Origin of the sequence: Micrococcus sp. HMSC067E09, assembly GCF_001812555.1 — a bacterium.
GTDB classification, from domain to species: Bacteria; Actinomycetota; Actinomycetes; order Actinomycetales; family Micrococcaceae; genus Micrococcus; species Micrococcus lylae.
Genome location: NZ_KV809452.1, coordinates 142,444 through 155,893, shown reverse-complemented (window position 1 = coordinate 155,893; position 13,450 = coordinate 142,444). Strand labels below are relative to the sequence as shown.

The 13,450-nt window shown below is 70.1% G+C and carries 15 protein-coding genes; 13 read left to right on the top strand and 2 right to left on the bottom strand.

All coding sequences use genetic code 11. From position 1 onward, the window contains the following. Window positions 1-9: 9 nt before the first annotated feature. The 11 genes from HMPREF2863_RS10125 to HMPREF2863_RS10075 all read left to right on the top strand — a co-directional run bounded on the left by HMPREF2863_RS10125 (window position 10) and on the right by HMPREF2863_RS10075 (window position 9,415). Complete coding sequence (locus tag HMPREF2863_RS10125; protein WP_067189187.1) at window positions 10-1,149, top strand: MraY family glycosyltransferase; 1,140 nt, start codon at window positions 10-12, stop codon at window positions 1,147-1,149. Beyond that, a complete protein-coding gene (locus HMPREF2863_RS10120) occupies window positions 1,146-1,565 on the top strand; it encodes a Cg1360 family ATP-synthase-associated protein (RefSeq protein WP_067189189.1) in 420 nt (139 codons plus the stop codon). The genes HMPREF2863_RS10125 and HMPREF2863_RS10120 overlap by 4 nt, the downstream gene beginning before the upstream one ends. Before the next feature lie 279 nt (window positions 1,566-1,844). Then, window positions 1,845-2,654, top strand: coding sequence for a F0F1 ATP synthase subunit A (gene atpB, locus HMPREF2863_RS10115; RefSeq protein WP_070639800.1), 810 nt, complete (start codon window positions 1,845-1,847; stop codon window positions 2,652-2,654). Between the two features lie 155 nt (window positions 2,655-2,809). Further along, window positions 2,810-3,025: an ATP synthase subunit C gene (locus HMPREF2863_RS10110; RefSeq protein WP_067189194.1), complete on the top strand. Its 216-nt coding sequence runs from the start codon at window positions 2,810-2,812 to the stop codon at window positions 3,023-3,025. A 91-nt stretch (window positions 3,026-3,116) separates the two neighbouring features. After that, window positions 3,117-3,671: a F0F1 ATP synthase subunit B gene (locus tag HMPREF2863_RS10105; RefSeq protein WP_067189196.1), complete on the top strand. Its 555-nt coding sequence runs from the start codon at window positions 3,117-3,119 to the stop codon at window positions 3,669-3,671. After that, a complete protein-coding gene (locus tag HMPREF2863_RS10100) occupies window positions 3,668-4,483 on the top strand; it encodes a F0F1 ATP synthase subunit delta (protein ID WP_067189198.1) in 816 nt (271 codons plus the stop codon). The genes HMPREF2863_RS10105 and HMPREF2863_RS10100 overlap by 4 nt, the downstream gene beginning before the upstream one ends. A gap of 96 nt (window positions 4,484-4,579) precedes the next feature. Next, window positions 4,580-6,214 (top strand): F0F1 ATP synthase subunit alpha, encoded by a 1,635-nt coding sequence (gene atpA / locus HMPREF2863_RS10095; protein ID WP_070639798.1) that lies wholly within the window; start codon window positions 4,580-4,582, stop codon window positions 6,212-6,214. Between the two features lie 74 nt (window positions 6,215-6,288). Then, a complete protein-coding gene (locus HMPREF2863_RS10090) occupies window positions 6,289-7,182 on the top strand; it encodes a F0F1 ATP synthase subunit gamma (protein WP_067189202.1) in 894 nt (297 codons plus the stop codon). Between the two features lie 50 nt (window positions 7,183-7,232). Further along, window positions 7,233-8,690 (top strand): F0F1 ATP synthase subunit beta, encoded by a 1,458-nt coding sequence (gene atpD / locus HMPREF2863_RS10085; RefSeq protein WP_070639796.1) that lies wholly within the window; start codon window positions 7,233-7,235, stop codon window positions 8,688-8,690. Between the two features lie 5 nt (window positions 8,691-8,695). Continuing rightward, window positions 8,696-8,971: a F0F1 ATP synthase subunit epsilon gene (locus HMPREF2863_RS10080; RefSeq protein WP_067188842.1), complete on the top strand. Its 276-nt coding sequence runs from the start codon at window positions 8,696-8,698 to the stop codon at window positions 8,969-8,971. Window positions 8,972-8,998: 27 nt separating this feature from the next. Beyond that, entirely contained in the window at window positions 8,999-9,415 is a 417-nt protein-coding gene (locus HMPREF2863_RS10075; protein WP_067188841.1) for a DUF2550 family protein, read from the top strand. A gap of 103 nt (window positions 9,416-9,518) precedes the next feature. Here HMPREF2863_RS10075 and nucS read toward each other — a convergent pair whose 3' ends face one another. Next, window positions 9,519-10,214 carry an endonuclease NucS gene (nucS, locus tag HMPREF2863_RS10070; protein WP_067188867.1) on the bottom strand — a complete coding sequence of 232 codons (696 nt, stop codon included), beginning with the start codon at window positions 10,212-10,214 and terminating at the stop codon, window positions 9,519-9,521. Window positions 10,215-10,411: 197 nt separating this feature from the next. Between nucS and HMPREF2863_RS10065 the strand changes: the two genes are divergently transcribed. Further along, on the top strand, window positions 10,412-10,759 hold the full coding sequence (locus HMPREF2863_RS10065) for a hypothetical protein (RefSeq protein WP_067188840.1): 348 nt from the start codon (window positions 10,412-10,414) through the stop codon (window positions 10,757-10,759). Between the two features lie 55 nt (window positions 10,760-10,814). On the opposite strand, the gene HMPREF2863_RS10060 is transcribed toward HMPREF2863_RS10065, so the two are convergent. Next, entirely contained in the window at window positions 10,815-12,155 is a 1,341-nt protein-coding gene (locus HMPREF2863_RS10060) for an AI-2E family transporter (protein ID WP_245232030.1), read from the bottom strand. A gap of 272 nt (window positions 12,156-12,427) precedes the next feature. On the opposite strand from HMPREF2863_RS10060, the gene HMPREF2863_RS10055 reads away from it, so the two are divergent. Beyond that, window positions 12,428-13,417 carry a co-chaperone YbbN gene (locus HMPREF2863_RS10055; protein WP_067188837.1) on the top strand — a complete coding sequence of 330 codons (990 nt, stop codon included), beginning with the start codon at window positions 12,428-12,430 and terminating at the stop codon, window positions 13,415-13,417. Window positions 13,418-13,450 lie beyond the last annotated feature (33 nt).

Genomic DNA, 13,450 nt, shown 5'->3' with positions numbered 1-13,450 from the left:
CCGTCCCCCATGCGTGCCTACGTCCTGGTCATCGCGGTCACGGCGCTCACCTGCCTGGTGACGACGCCGCTGATCCGCCAGGTCGCGCTCCGGGGCCGCGCCTACAGCCCGCACCGCACCCGCGACATGCACGTCCGCGCCGTCCCCAAGCTCGGCGGGGTGGCCATGGTCATGGCCGTGCTCCTGGGCATGACGGTCGCCGGCACCGTGCCCTTCCTCGACGGCATCTTCACCGACTCCGCCCCCGTCCGCGGGCTCCTCGCGGCGCTCGGCATCATCACGGTCCTCGGGATCGTGGACGACCTCTGGGACCTGCGCTGGTGGGCGAAGATGGCCGGGCAGATCGCCGCGGCCCTCGCGGTGGCGATGGGCGGCATCAGGGTCGAGGCCATGCCCTTCGCCTGGATCCCGGTCGGCAACGAGCCGATCCAGATCCTGCTGACCGTGTTCGTGATCGTGCTGACCATGAACGCCATCAACTTCGTGGACGGGCTGGACGGCCTCGCCGCGGGCGTCGCGCTGATCGGCGGGTCGGCCTTCTTCGTGTACTCGTACCTGCTGACCAGGACGATCAACGAGTTCGACTACTCGAACCTCGCGACGCTCATGATGGCGCTGCTCGTCGGGGCCGCCCTCGGGTTCCTGCCGTACAACGTCAGCCCGGCCAAGATCTTCATGGGAGAGGCCGGCGCCCTGCTCATCGGGCTGCTGCTGGCCACGGCCGCCGTCGCCGTGACGGCCGACGTCGACGCGCTGGACGGGTTCCGGTTCCGCAACGTGCCGGCATACATGCCGATCCTGCTGCCGCTGGCCGTGCTCGCCCTGCCGCTGATCGACCTGACCACGGCGGTGATCCGCCGCACCGCCCGCGGCTCAAGCCCGTTCTCCGCGGACCGCGGCCACCTCCACCACAAGCTCGTGGACGGCGGCTACACCCAGCCGCAGGCCGTGGCGCTGCTCTGGCTCTGGAGCTTCCTCGTCTCCTGGGGAGCGGTGTCCCTGAACTTCTTCGACGACCGCGTCGTCCTCCCGGTCCTGGCCGTGCTGCTGCTCGCCGCCGGGTACCTCACCCTGCACCCCATGGTGCGCCGCCGCCGAGGCGCGGCCGAGACCACCCCCGACGAGGTCGACCCCCAGGAGCTGCGATGACCGCCCGCCGACGACGAGCCCCGCGCGAGAACACCCGGGGCTGGTGGGGGATCCTCCTGGTCTCGGTGGCGGCCACCGCCGCGGCCGTCGCCGTCTGCGCGCTCGTGTCCGGCCTGATGCATGGGGGAGCGGCCGCCGCCTCCGCCGGCCTCGGCGGGGGACTGGTGCTGCTGCTGTCCGCGGTCACCCTCGCCCTCATCGCCTGGCTGTGGGACCGGCAGCGCGAGATGGTCATGGTGCTGAGCATCGGTGCATTCGTCCTCAAGATCGTGCTCTACGGCCTCGCACTCACCGTCGTCCCCCGACCGCCGTGGCTCGACGAGCTCGCCGCAGGGGTGGCCGCGCTCGTGGCGATCGTGGTCTGGCAGGCCGCGGAGGTGCTCGTGTTCGCACGCACCCGCCGCAGCATCTACTGACGCGTGAAACGGGTCCTGCGCCGCAGATCTGCGGGGCGGGCGTCGGACCGGGCAGGCCATGCCCGAATGGGGTGAGCGCCACACTCCTGACGGCGTCTGCAGTTCGTTCGCGGGGGCATCTTTTTGGTATCGTTATCTCAGATCACAATCGACGGCCACAGGTGCCGCCGTGCGCGACCACATCACCCCATGGCAGAGCCGCCGACCGTGGCCCTGACGTGCGCGGATGCGGGAGCCGGCAGCCGGGCTGTCGACGCATCACTGCCAGAGAGGACCCGCGTGCTTTCCCTCGTGCTCGCCAATGTCGCCAGCGCCGGCTTCACGCCGCCCAGCATCAGCGACGCCCACCTGCCGGAGATCCTGCCGTGGGGTGCCGAGTACGGCACCGGCTTCGGCAAGCAGATGCTGATGGTCATCCTGTCGATCGTCCTGATCTCCGGCTTCTTCATGCTGGCCATGCGCAAGCCGAAGCTGGTCCCGGGCAAGACCCAGTGGCTGGCCGAGTCGGGCTACTCCTTCGTGCGCAACTCCATCGCCAAGGACATCCTCGGAGAGAAGGACTTCAAGGCCTGGGTCCCGCTGCTGTTCGGCCTCTTCTTCTTCGTGCTGGTCAACAACATCTTCGGCGCGATCCCGCTGCTGCAGCTGCCGTCGTTCTCCCACGCCGGCGCCACCTACGCCCTCGCCCTGATCGTCTACGTCATCTGGATCGGCGTCGGCATCCGCCACCACGGCCCGAAGTACTTCAAGCTGGCCGTCGTCCCGTCCGGCGTCCCGGGCTGGATCCTCCCGCTGCTCGTGCCGCTCGAGGTCATCTCGAACTTCATCGTGCGCCCGCTGACCCACTCCCTGCGTCTGATGGCGACCATGCTCGCCGGCCACATGATCGTGATGCTGGCCGGCACCGGTGCCGCCTACCTGATCATGGAGTCGGGCTCCCTCTTCCTGCAGGGCGCCGGTGTCCTGGCGATCATCGGCTCGGTCGCGCTGTACTTCCTCGAGCTGCTGATCATGTACCTGCAGGCCTTCGTGTTCACCCTGCTCACCGCGATCTACGTCCAGGGAGCGATCGCGGCGAACGACCACTGAGTTTTCCGGGGCCGGCAGCCTGAGCGCACCGGCCACGGAGCGGCGGCCGGCGGCCGCCACCCCACAGACGTCTCGATGCCGGTGACCGCCGGGCCACATCGGGAACACCCTCCGACCCTGCCGGGGACCGACTCCGGCATCGTGAAAGGAACACCATGGATCTCCACGGTTCTCTCAACATGATCGGCTACGGCCTGGCCTCCATCGGCTCCGCCATCGGCGTGGGCCTCATCTTCGCCGCCTACATCAACGGCGTCGCCCGCCAGCCGGAGGCCCAGCGCATCCTGCAGCCGATCGCCCTGCTCGGCTTCGCGCTGGCCGAGGCCCTCGCCATCCTGGGCCTGGTCTTCGCCTTCGTCATCGGCGCCTGACGCGCCCGTGTCCAGCGAGCGGTCGGCCGACCTGAGGGTCGGCCCGGCGGCTCCTCCTATTCAGGACTCATGACCGAAGGATGGTTGAAACATGATCAGCTCTGCACTGATCCTGGGCGCGGCTGAGGGTGCGAATCCTCTCGTTCCCAACCCGTGGGAGATGCTCGTCGTCGCGGTGGGCTTCGCCGTGCTGATGTTCATCGTCATCAAGTTCATCGTCCCGGCCCTCGAGAAGTCCTACCAGGACCGTGTCGAGGCGATCGAGGGCGGCCTGGCCAAGGCCGAGAAGGCCCAGGCCGAGGCGAACGCGATGATGGCGGACTACGAGCAGCAGCTCGCCGACGCCCGCCACGAGGCCAACCGCATCCGCGAGGAGGCCCGCACCGAGGGCGCTCAGATCGTCGCGGAGGCCAAGGAGCGTGCTCAGGCCGAGGCGAACCGCATCACCGAGCAGGCCCACACCCAGATCGCCGCTGACCGCGCCCAGGCTGCCACCCAGCTGCGCACCGAGGTCGGCACCCTGGCCACCACGCTGGCCGGCAAGATCGTGGGCGAGTCCCTGGACGACGACGCCCGCTCCCAGCGAGTGGTCGACCGTTTCCTGGCTGATCTCGACAAGCACCAGAACGCAGGTGTGTCCGAATGATGACCGGTGCATCGAGGGACTCCCTGGCCGCTGCCCTCCAGGCGGCGGAGCCGGTGCTGAACGAGGGCGGCGTCGCCCTGGCCCGTGAGCTCTTCGGCGCCCTGGACGTCATGGACGAGCACGGTGCCGTGCGTCGCGCGCTGACCGACCCGGCCTGGACGACCGAGCGCCGTCACGGCCTCGTCGACTCCCTGTTCGGCACCCGGGTGACCCCCGGTGCGCTGCAGGTCCTGAAGGATCTGGCCGGTCGTCGCTGGTCGACTGAGCGGGATCTCGGCGACGCCCTGGAGGTCGTGGCCTCCCATGCCGCGGCCGCCGAGGCCGAGCGCGGCGGGCACGAGGGCCTTGCGGGCCTGTCCCGCGAGCTGCTCGGCTTCAACCGCACCGCCGACTCCTCGCACGAGGTGCAGTGGGCGCTGACCGACCAGCAGGCCCCCGCCGAGGCCCGTGTGGCGCTGGCGCACCGCCTGCTGGGCAAGGACGCCACCGAGCCGGGCAAGCTGCTCGTGGAGCGGGCCGTCAAGGCTCCCCGCGGCCGCAAGCCCTTCCGCGCCGTGCGCGACTGTGCTGACGTCGTGGCAGACCGTCAGCGTCAGTGGATCGCCGACGTCACCGTCGCCAAGCCCCTGGACGAGACCCAGCAGGATCGCCTGGCCCAGGGCCTGAGCCGCGCCTTCGGTCGCGAGCTCGTCCTGGACATGACCGTCGACCCCACCGTGGTGGGCGGCATCCGCGTGCAGGTGGGCGACGACGTGATCGACGCGTCCATGTCGAGCCGACTCAACGACCTCCAGCGCCGGATGGCCGGCTGACCCGCGGGTCGGCCGCACCGGGGACGGAACACTTACGAACCGCTGCATCATCGTCACGTCGATGATCGCCAAAGCAACAGAGAGCAGGGACTGCAGATGGCCGAACTGACCATCAACGCTGGCGATGTCCGCAATGCCTTGAACGACTTCGCGGCATCCTACGAACCGACCGGCGGAGACCGCACCGAGGTGGGCCACGTGCTCACCGCCGCGGACGGCATCGCCCGTGTGGAGGGCCTGCCCTCCGTCATGGCGAACGAGCTCCTCCGTTTCGAGAACGGCACCCTGGGCCTGGCCCAGAACCTCGACACCCGTGAGATCGGCGTCGTCGTGCTGGGCGAGTTCCAGCAGATCCGCGAGGGCATGGAGGTGCACCGCACCGGCGAGATCCTCTCGGTCCCGGTCGGCGACGGCTTCATGGGCCGCGTCGTGGACCCGCTGGGCCAGCCGCTGGACGACCTGGGCCCGATCGAGGCCGAGGGCCGCCGTGCCCTCGAGCTGCAGGCGCCGACCGTGACCGAGCGCAAGTCGGTGCACGAGCCGCTGCAGACCGGCATCAAGGCGATCGACGCCATGATCCCGATCGGCCGTGGCCAGCGCCAGCTGATCATCGGCGACCGCCAGACCGGCAAGACCGCCATCGCGGTCGACACCATCCTGAACCAGAAGGCCAACTGGGAGTCCGGCGATCCGGAGAAGCAGGTCCGCTGCGTCTACGTCGCCGTCGGCCAGAAGGCCTCCACCATCGCCGGTGTGCGCGCCACCCTCGAGGAGCAGGGCGCGCTGGAGTACACCACCATCGTGGCGTCCCCGGCCTCCGACCCGGCGGGCTTCAAGTACCTGGCCCCGTACGCCGGCTCGGCCATCGGCCAGCACTGGATGTACGGCGGCAAGCACGTCCTGATCATCTTCGACGACCTGTCGAAGCAGGCCGAGGCCTACCGCGCCGTCTCCCTCCTCCTCCGTCGTCCCCCGGGACGCGAGGCCTACCCGGGCGACGTGTTCTACCTGCACTCCCGGCTGCTCGAGCGCTGCGCGAAGCTGTCCGACGAGATGGGCGCCGGCTCCATGACCGGCCTGCCGATCATCGAGACCAAGGCGAACGACGTGTCGGCCTACATCCCGACCAACGTCATCTCCATCACCGACGGGCAGATCTTCCTGCAGTCGGACCTGTTCAACGCGAACCAGCGTCCGGCCGTGGACGTCGGCATCTCCGTGTCCCGCGTGGGCGGTGCCGCCCAGGTGAAGGCCATGAAGAAGGTCTCCGGCACCCTGAAGCTGGACCTGGCCCAGTACCGCGACATGCAGGCGTTCTCCATGTTCGCCTCTGACCTGGACCCGGCCACCCGCCGCCAGCTCGCCCGCGGTGAGCGCCTCATGGAGCTCCTGAAGCAGCCGCAGTACATGCCGTACCCGGTCGAGGAGCAGGTCGTGTCGATCTGGGCCGGTTCCAAGGGCCACCTCGACGAGGTGGCCGTGGACGATGTCCTCCGCTTCGAGCGTGAGTTCATCGACCACCTGCGCCGCAAGGACGTGGCGCTCGGTGCGATCGGCTCTACCGGCAAGCTCGAGGACGACACCCTCGAGGTCCTGACCTCGGAGATCGAGGAGTTCAAGAAGAACTTCGAGCCCTCGGGCAAGGACGGCGTCGCCGCCGGCAACGAGGAGCACCAGGCGATCGACGAGGATCAGGTCGCGCAGGAGCAGATCACCAAGCAGAAGCGCTGACCGCAGAGGATCAGTGAGCGGCCCGGCGTCATGCCGGCGCCGGGCCGCCGCCCCTCCGCCAGGAAAGGACCATCATGGGAGCCCAGATCCGGGTCTACCGTCAGAAGATCGCATCGACCTCGTCGATGAAGAAGATCTTCAAGGCGATGGAACTGATCGCCACGTCCCGCATCACGAAGGCACGCGAGCGGGTCAACCAGTCGCTGCCGTACGCGAACGCGATCACGCGCGCCGTCTCCGCAGTCTCGTCCCAGCACGACATCGACCACGTGCTGACCACCGAGCCGGAGAACCCGACCCGGGCCGCCGTGCTGATCATGTCCTCCGACCGGGGCCTGGCCGGCGCCTACTCGGCGAACGTCCTGCGCAAGTCGGAGGAGCTCATCCAGCGCCTCACCGACGAGGGCAAGGAGATCGACCTCTACGTGCTCGGCCGCAAGGCCCAGGGATACCTGGACTTCCGCAGCCGCGAGTACGTCAAGGTGTGGACCGGCCAGACCGACGCCCCGGTCGCCGAGCGCGCCAAGGAGATCGGCGAGACGCTCGTCGACGCGTTCCTCAAGGACACCGCCGCCGGCGGCGTGGACGAGATCCACGTGGTCTTCACCGAGTTCGTCTCGCTCGTCAAGCAGAATCCGTCGGTCGTGCGCCTGCTTCCCCTCGAGGTCGTCGAGGAGCAGGTCACCGACCCGGACGACGTCCTGCCGCTGTACGAGTACGAGCCGGACGCGGAGCAGGTCCTGGACGCCCTCCTGCCGAAGTACATCGAGTCCCGCATCTTCAACGCGATGCTGCAGGCGGCCGCCTCCGAGCTGGCCAACCGCCAGCGCGCGATGAAGTCGGCGGGCGACAACGCCACGAACCTCATCAAGGACTACACGCTCCTGATGAACAACGCTCGACAGGCGGAGATCACGCAGGAGCTCACCGAGCTCATCGCCGGTGCAGACGCGCTCAACAACTCCTGAGCGCAGACGCCATCCGACCCGCCATCCACACACGATAAGAAGTGAGAGAGATGACTGCCACCATCAACGATCAGGGCACCGGGGCCTCCACCGGCGGTGCCATCGGGCGCGTCGCCCGCGTCATCGGTCCGGTGATCGATGCCGAGTTCCCCGCCAACGCCATGCCGGAGATCTACAACGCGCTGACCGCTGAGCTGACCCTCAACGGCCAGACCCGCGTCGTGACCTTCGAGGTCGCCCAGCACCTGGGCGACAACATGGTCCGCGCGATCTCCCTGCAGTCCACCGACGGCCTCGTCCGCGGCGCCCAGGTCACCGACTCGGGCGCACCGATCTCCGTGCCGGTCGGCGACGTGGTCAAGGGCCACCTGTTCAACGTGCTGGGCGAGACCCTGGACACCCCGATCGACTCGCTCGACGTGACCGAGCGCTGGCCGATCCACCGTGCCGCCCCGTCCTTCGCCGCCCTGGAGGGCTCCACCGAGATGCTGGAGACCGGCATCAAGGTGATCGACCTGCTGACCCCCTACATCAAGGGCGGCAAGATCGGCCTGTTCGGCGGTGCGGGTGTGGGCAAGACCGTGCTCATCCAGGAGATGATCACCCGTGTGGCCCGCAACTTCGGCGGCACCTCTGTGTTCGCCGGCGTCGGCGAGCGCACCCGTGAGGGCAACGACCTCTGGGTCGAGATGGACGAGGCCGACGTGCTCAAGGACACCGCCCTGGTGTTCGGCCAGATGGACGAGCCGCCGGGAACCCGTCTGCGCGTGGCCCTGTCCGCGCTGACCATGGCGGAGTACTTCCGCGATGTGCAGAACCAGGACGTGCTGCTGTTCATCGACAACATCTTCCGCTTCTCCCAGGCCGGCTCCGAGGTCTCCACCCTGCTGGGCCGCATGCCCTCCGCGGTGGGCTACCAGCCGAACCTGGCGGACGAGATGGGTGTGCTGCAGGAGCGCATCACCTCGACTCGCGGCCACTCCATCACCTCGATGCAGGCGGTCTACGTCCCGGCGGACGACTACACCGACCCCGCCCCGGCCAACGTGTTCGCCCACCTGGACGCCACCACCAACCTGACCCGTGACCTCGCCTCGCGTGGCCTGTACCCGGCCGTGGATCCGCTGGCATCGACCTCGCGCATCCTCGACCCGCAGTACGTGGGCCAGGACCACTACGACACCGCGATCCGCGTGAAGCAGATCCTGCAGAAGAACAAGGAGCTGCAGGACATCATCGCGATCCTCGGCGTCGACGAGCTCGGCGAGGAGGACAAGATCACCGTGGCGCGCGCCCGCAAGATCGAGCAGTTCCTCTCGCAGAACACCTACACCGCGAAGCAGTTCACCGGTGTCGAGGGCTCGACCGTGCCGATCAAGGACACCGTCGAGGGCTTCAAGGCCATCTGCGACGGCGACGTCGACCACATCGCCGAGCAGGCCTTCTACAACGTCGGCGGCATGGACGACGTCGAGCGCGAGTGGGCCAAGATCCAGGCTGAGGGCTGATCGTCATGGCAGAGCTGAAGGTGGAGATCGTCTCCGAGGAGCGCTCCGTGTGGAACGGCACCGCCTCTGCGGTGTCCGCACGGACGATCGACGGTGAGATCGGCATCCTGCCCGGCCACACCCCGCTGCTCGCCGTGCTCGGCGACGGTGAGGTCGTGCTCCGCACCACGGACGGCTCCACGGTGACGGCCCACGCCACCGGTGGATTCTTCTCCGTGGACAACGACCAGGTCGTCATCGCTGCCACCAGCGCCCGCATGGGCTCTGGGAAGCAGGACTGACCCGCTCACCCGCTGGGATCCGAACGCATGAAGGGCCCGGTGCTGGTGATCGCCGCAGTGGCGGCAGGAGCGATCCTGCTGGCCATGTGGCTGATCCGGCACCGGGCCCTCATGGCGTCTCCGGGGACCTTCCCCGCCGTCGGCACGGACCGCCGGGGCCGGCGTCACCGCGTCGTCGGACAGTACGACGACGACACCCTGCGGCTGTTCCGCAGCTACTCCTGCAAGGTGCGGCCCGCCTGGTCGGCCCAGCGCTGCGGCATGGACCTGGAACGGGTGCATGCCGACGACCTTCCGGAGACCGCCGTGCGCGTGCGGGTCACCGACTCCACGGCGAGCTTCACGCTGGACCTGGACCCCGCCGACGCCTCCGGCCTGCGCGCCTGGATCGAGGCCGGCCCGTCCCAGGCGGTCCAGCCCTGGTGGAACTCCGGCCGCCTCTGAGCGGCGCCTCGCCCTCCCGGCGCCGCAGATCTGCGGCACGGAGCGATCAGGTCTGCGTGGTGGACGGGCTCTCTCACGTGCACGGCTCCGGGCCGCAGCGGCGTCAGAACAGGCGGGCCTCGGCGTCGTCCACGCCGCGCATGGCGTCGTAGTCCAGGGTCACGCAGCGGATGCCGCGGTCCTCCGCGAGTGTCCGTGCCTGCGGCTTGATCTGCTGAGCGGCGAACACGCCCGTCACCGGGGCGAGCAGAGGATCGCGGTTCATCAGCTCGAGGTAGCGGGTGAGCTGCTCCACCCCGTCGATGTCTCCTCGGCGTTTCAGCTCCACGGCCACGGTCGCGCCCTCGCCGTCACGGGCCAGGATGTCCACGGGGCCGATCGCCGTCATGTACTCGCGGCGGACCAGGGTCCAGCCCTCGCCGAGCGTGGTGATCTGTTCGGCGAGCAGGCGCTGCAGGTCCGCCTCGACGCCGTCCTTCACGAGTCCGGGGTCCACGCCCAGGTCGTGATGGGTGTCCGAGTGGATCTGTTCGAGCAGGACCACCAGGCGGTCGTCGCTCTTCTTCGCCTGTACCCGCCAGACCTCCTCGATGCCCTGAGCGGCCTGGTCCGCGGTCGGTTCCTCCACGTGGAGGGTCGCCGGAGGGCTCATCCAGTTCAGGGGCTTGTAGGAGCCGCCGTCGGAGTGCACCAGCACCGAGCCGTCCGCCTTCACCATGAGCAGGCGGGTCGCGGTGGGCAGGTGGGCGTTGAGACGGCCCTCGTAGGTCACGGAGCAGCGGGCAATGACGAGACGCACCCGGCCAGTGTAGTGGGAGAGCGCGGCTGCGCCGGGCCTCACGTCGGGCTGCATGCCGAGCTTCGCGCCGGCCTCGCTCCGGGCCTCACTCCGGGCCTCACTCCGGGCCTCACGTCTGGCTGCATGCCGGGCTTCGCGCCGGCCTCGCTCCGGGCCTCGCTCCGGGCCTCACGCCGGGTGTGTGCGAGCATGGAGCCATGCCCCGTTCCCCGCAGCGCCGCCGTCGCGGCGGCTCCTCCCGTGCGCGCCCGCCCGGCGGCCGGAATCCCGTCGGCCCCGGCCGCGCGGATCGGCTTGAGGAGCTGCTGGGCCTGGACACCGGCTACAGCCACCAGACGGGATCGGACGGGGGCTGGCATGTGCGGCAGGTCCCGGCTTGGCGTGCGGTGAAGGACTACACCTGTCCGGGCTGTGGGCGTCGGATCCCGCAGGGGGCCGCACACCTGGTGGCCTGGCGCAGTGACTGGATCATGGGGGACGAGGACGCCGGGGCGGAACGCCGCCACTGGCATCCGGTCTGCTGGCGGACGCGTCACTCGCGTTGAGACGGGGCCGTTACAGCGTCTCCTCGCCCGGCGCCGAGCGGCTGCGCCCGGCGCCTCAGCGACGGTCCTGGCGCGGGATGTACACCTCCCGCACCAGGATCATGACGGCGGCGGCGGTCGGGATCGCCATGAGGGCTCCCAGCACGCCGAGCAGCGTGCCTCCGGCGATCACGGCGATCACGGCCATGGAGGCCGGCACGGCGACGGCACGGGCCATGACCCTGGGGGAGACCACGTAGGCCTCGATCTGCAGGTAGACGAAGTAGATGGCGGCGAAGAGGGCCGCGGTCTGCCAGTCCACGGTCAGGCAGATGCCCGTGATGATGAGACCGCCGATCATGGCGCCCACCAGCGGGATGAACGCCGTCATGCCGGCGAAGAACGCCAGCAGCGCGGCATAGGGTGTGCCGGCGATCGACATCGCCACGAAGGCCACCGTGCCGTTGAGCAGGGCCACGAAGGACTGGCCCATGACGTAGTGGCCCACGGAGGAGGTGATCTTCTCCGCCAGGTATTCCACGCGGACGCGGCGCGAACGCGGCGCCAGGCGGTAGAGCCAGTACTTCATGGCCGGCAGCGAGGCCAGGAAGTACAGGGTCAGCACGAGCACCACGAGCGTGGAGAACGCCGTGTTGATCAGGAACTGCCCCAGTCCCACGAGCCCTCCGAAGACCTGGCTCCAGGCGTTCTGGTCCTGGACGAGCTTCTCCACCTGGCTGTCCACGGCGTCGCGGATCTGGAACTCTCGATCCAGGTCGTGGAAGATCGCCGAGCCCATGACGTCCTCCACGATCTGCGGCACGGCGTTGACGAACTCTGCGGACTGCTCCACCACCGTCGGCACCAGCAGCGACAGGAACGCGGCGGCCAGTCCGGCCAGTCCGAGGACGGCCGCGAGCACGCCGACCGGGCGCGGGGCGCCCCAGGACTCGATCTTCCGCACGATCGGGTCCAGGCCCAGCGCGATGAACAGCGCGGCCAGGATCCAGACGATGAGCTCCCAGTTGGCCGAGAGCATCCAGAAGATCAGCAGCGCCAGGCCGACCCCGGCCGTGAGCAGGAAGCCGGAGGTGACCGGGGCACGGAGGACGACGGCCGGTGCCCCGTCTCCCACGCGCTCGCCCGGGGCATCCGCACGGCCGGTCACGACGTCGGCGCCCGCCTGCGCGGTGACGCCGCCGGGCTCCGTGGCCGGCTCCGGCACGTCGTCGACCGTGAACTCCATGCGGCGGGGGCGGGGGAGCCGGCGGCCGAGGCGGCGCAGGGTGCCTCCGCGCCGGGCCGCACGCACGGCTCGGGAGGCCCGTCGGCCGTCCTGTCGTTCCGTCGCGGCTCGGGTCTGTGCCTCGGCGGCCGTCGGGACCTCGGATCCGCTGCGCTGGTGCTGTTCGTCCACGCGGTCAGGGTACGCCAGCCGGTGGCCCGGACCACACCGGGTCTCACCCGGCCCCAGGATGCCGGACGGTGCCCCGACCCGCCGTGCACGCTGTCGGCGAATCCGCCCTCGCGTCTCTCGGCAGCGCCGGGGCACGGCGCTACCGTGGGACTCCATAGCCGTCTGAGCCTGCCGGAGGTCCGCGACCGTCGGCACAGGCGGCGGAGACTCCGCACTCTGATGACCCCGCCCCCCTGATGACCCCGCTCCCTGATGAAAGGACCCGCTCCGCCATGAGCATCCCGCACGCCGAGCAGCCGTCCGGCGCAGACCGCCTGCGCGGCGCCGTCGACCTGTCCTCCCTGGCCGCTCCGGGCACGGCGCCCGGCGGTGGGCCGGGCGCCTCCGCCCCGGGGACGTCGTCGCCCGCCGCCGCAGATGCCGCATCGGAGGGCTCGTGGGTGATCGAGCAGGCCGACCAGCAGGTGCTGCAGCAGCTCGTGCAGCTGTCCGCCCAGGTGCCGGTGGTCGTGCTGCTGCACGTGCCGGGGGACGAGACCTCGGAGCAGCTGCACACGCAGTTCGCGGACGCGGTGGACGGCCAGGCCGGTCGCCTCGTCATGGGACGTGTGGACGTCACGGCCGAGCCCCAGCTGCTGCAGGCGTTCGGCATGCAGGCCGGCCCGGCCGTCCTGGCCCTGGTGGCCGGCCAGCCGGTGCCGTTGGCCAACCAGGTCCTGCCGGCCGACGCGCTGGAGAAGCTCGTCGGGGAGATCCAGCAGGTGGCGCGGCAGAACGGCGTCTCCGGCCAGGTTCCGCCCGTGGCCCCGGCCCGCGCCGGCGCCGGGCAGCAGGCCTCCGCGACGCCGGTGCCGCCGCTGCATCGTCAGGCCCAGGAGGCTTTGGCCGCCGGCGACTGGGAGGCCGCCGTGGGCGCCTGGGAGAAGGCCCTCAATGACAACCCTGCGGACACCGCCGCCCAGCAGGGCCTGGCCTCCGCGAAGCTCATGCGCCGCACCGCGGACATGGACGCCGCGGCCGTGCGCCAGGCCGGCGCGGAGAATCCGGACGACGTGGCCGCCCAGGCCGCCGTCGCGGACCTGGACCTGCTCGGCGGCCATGTGGAGGACGCCTTCCAACGCCTGGTCCGCTTCATCGCCCTGCACCCCGGCGAGGACCGCGAGCCGGCCCGCGCGCACCTGGTGGACCTCTACACCGTGGTCGGATCGGACGACCCGCGCGTCCAGGCCTCCCGCCGCAAGCTCGCCTCCGCGCTCTTCTGAGCCCGTCGGCTCCTCACGGAGCCGGCTTCCCGA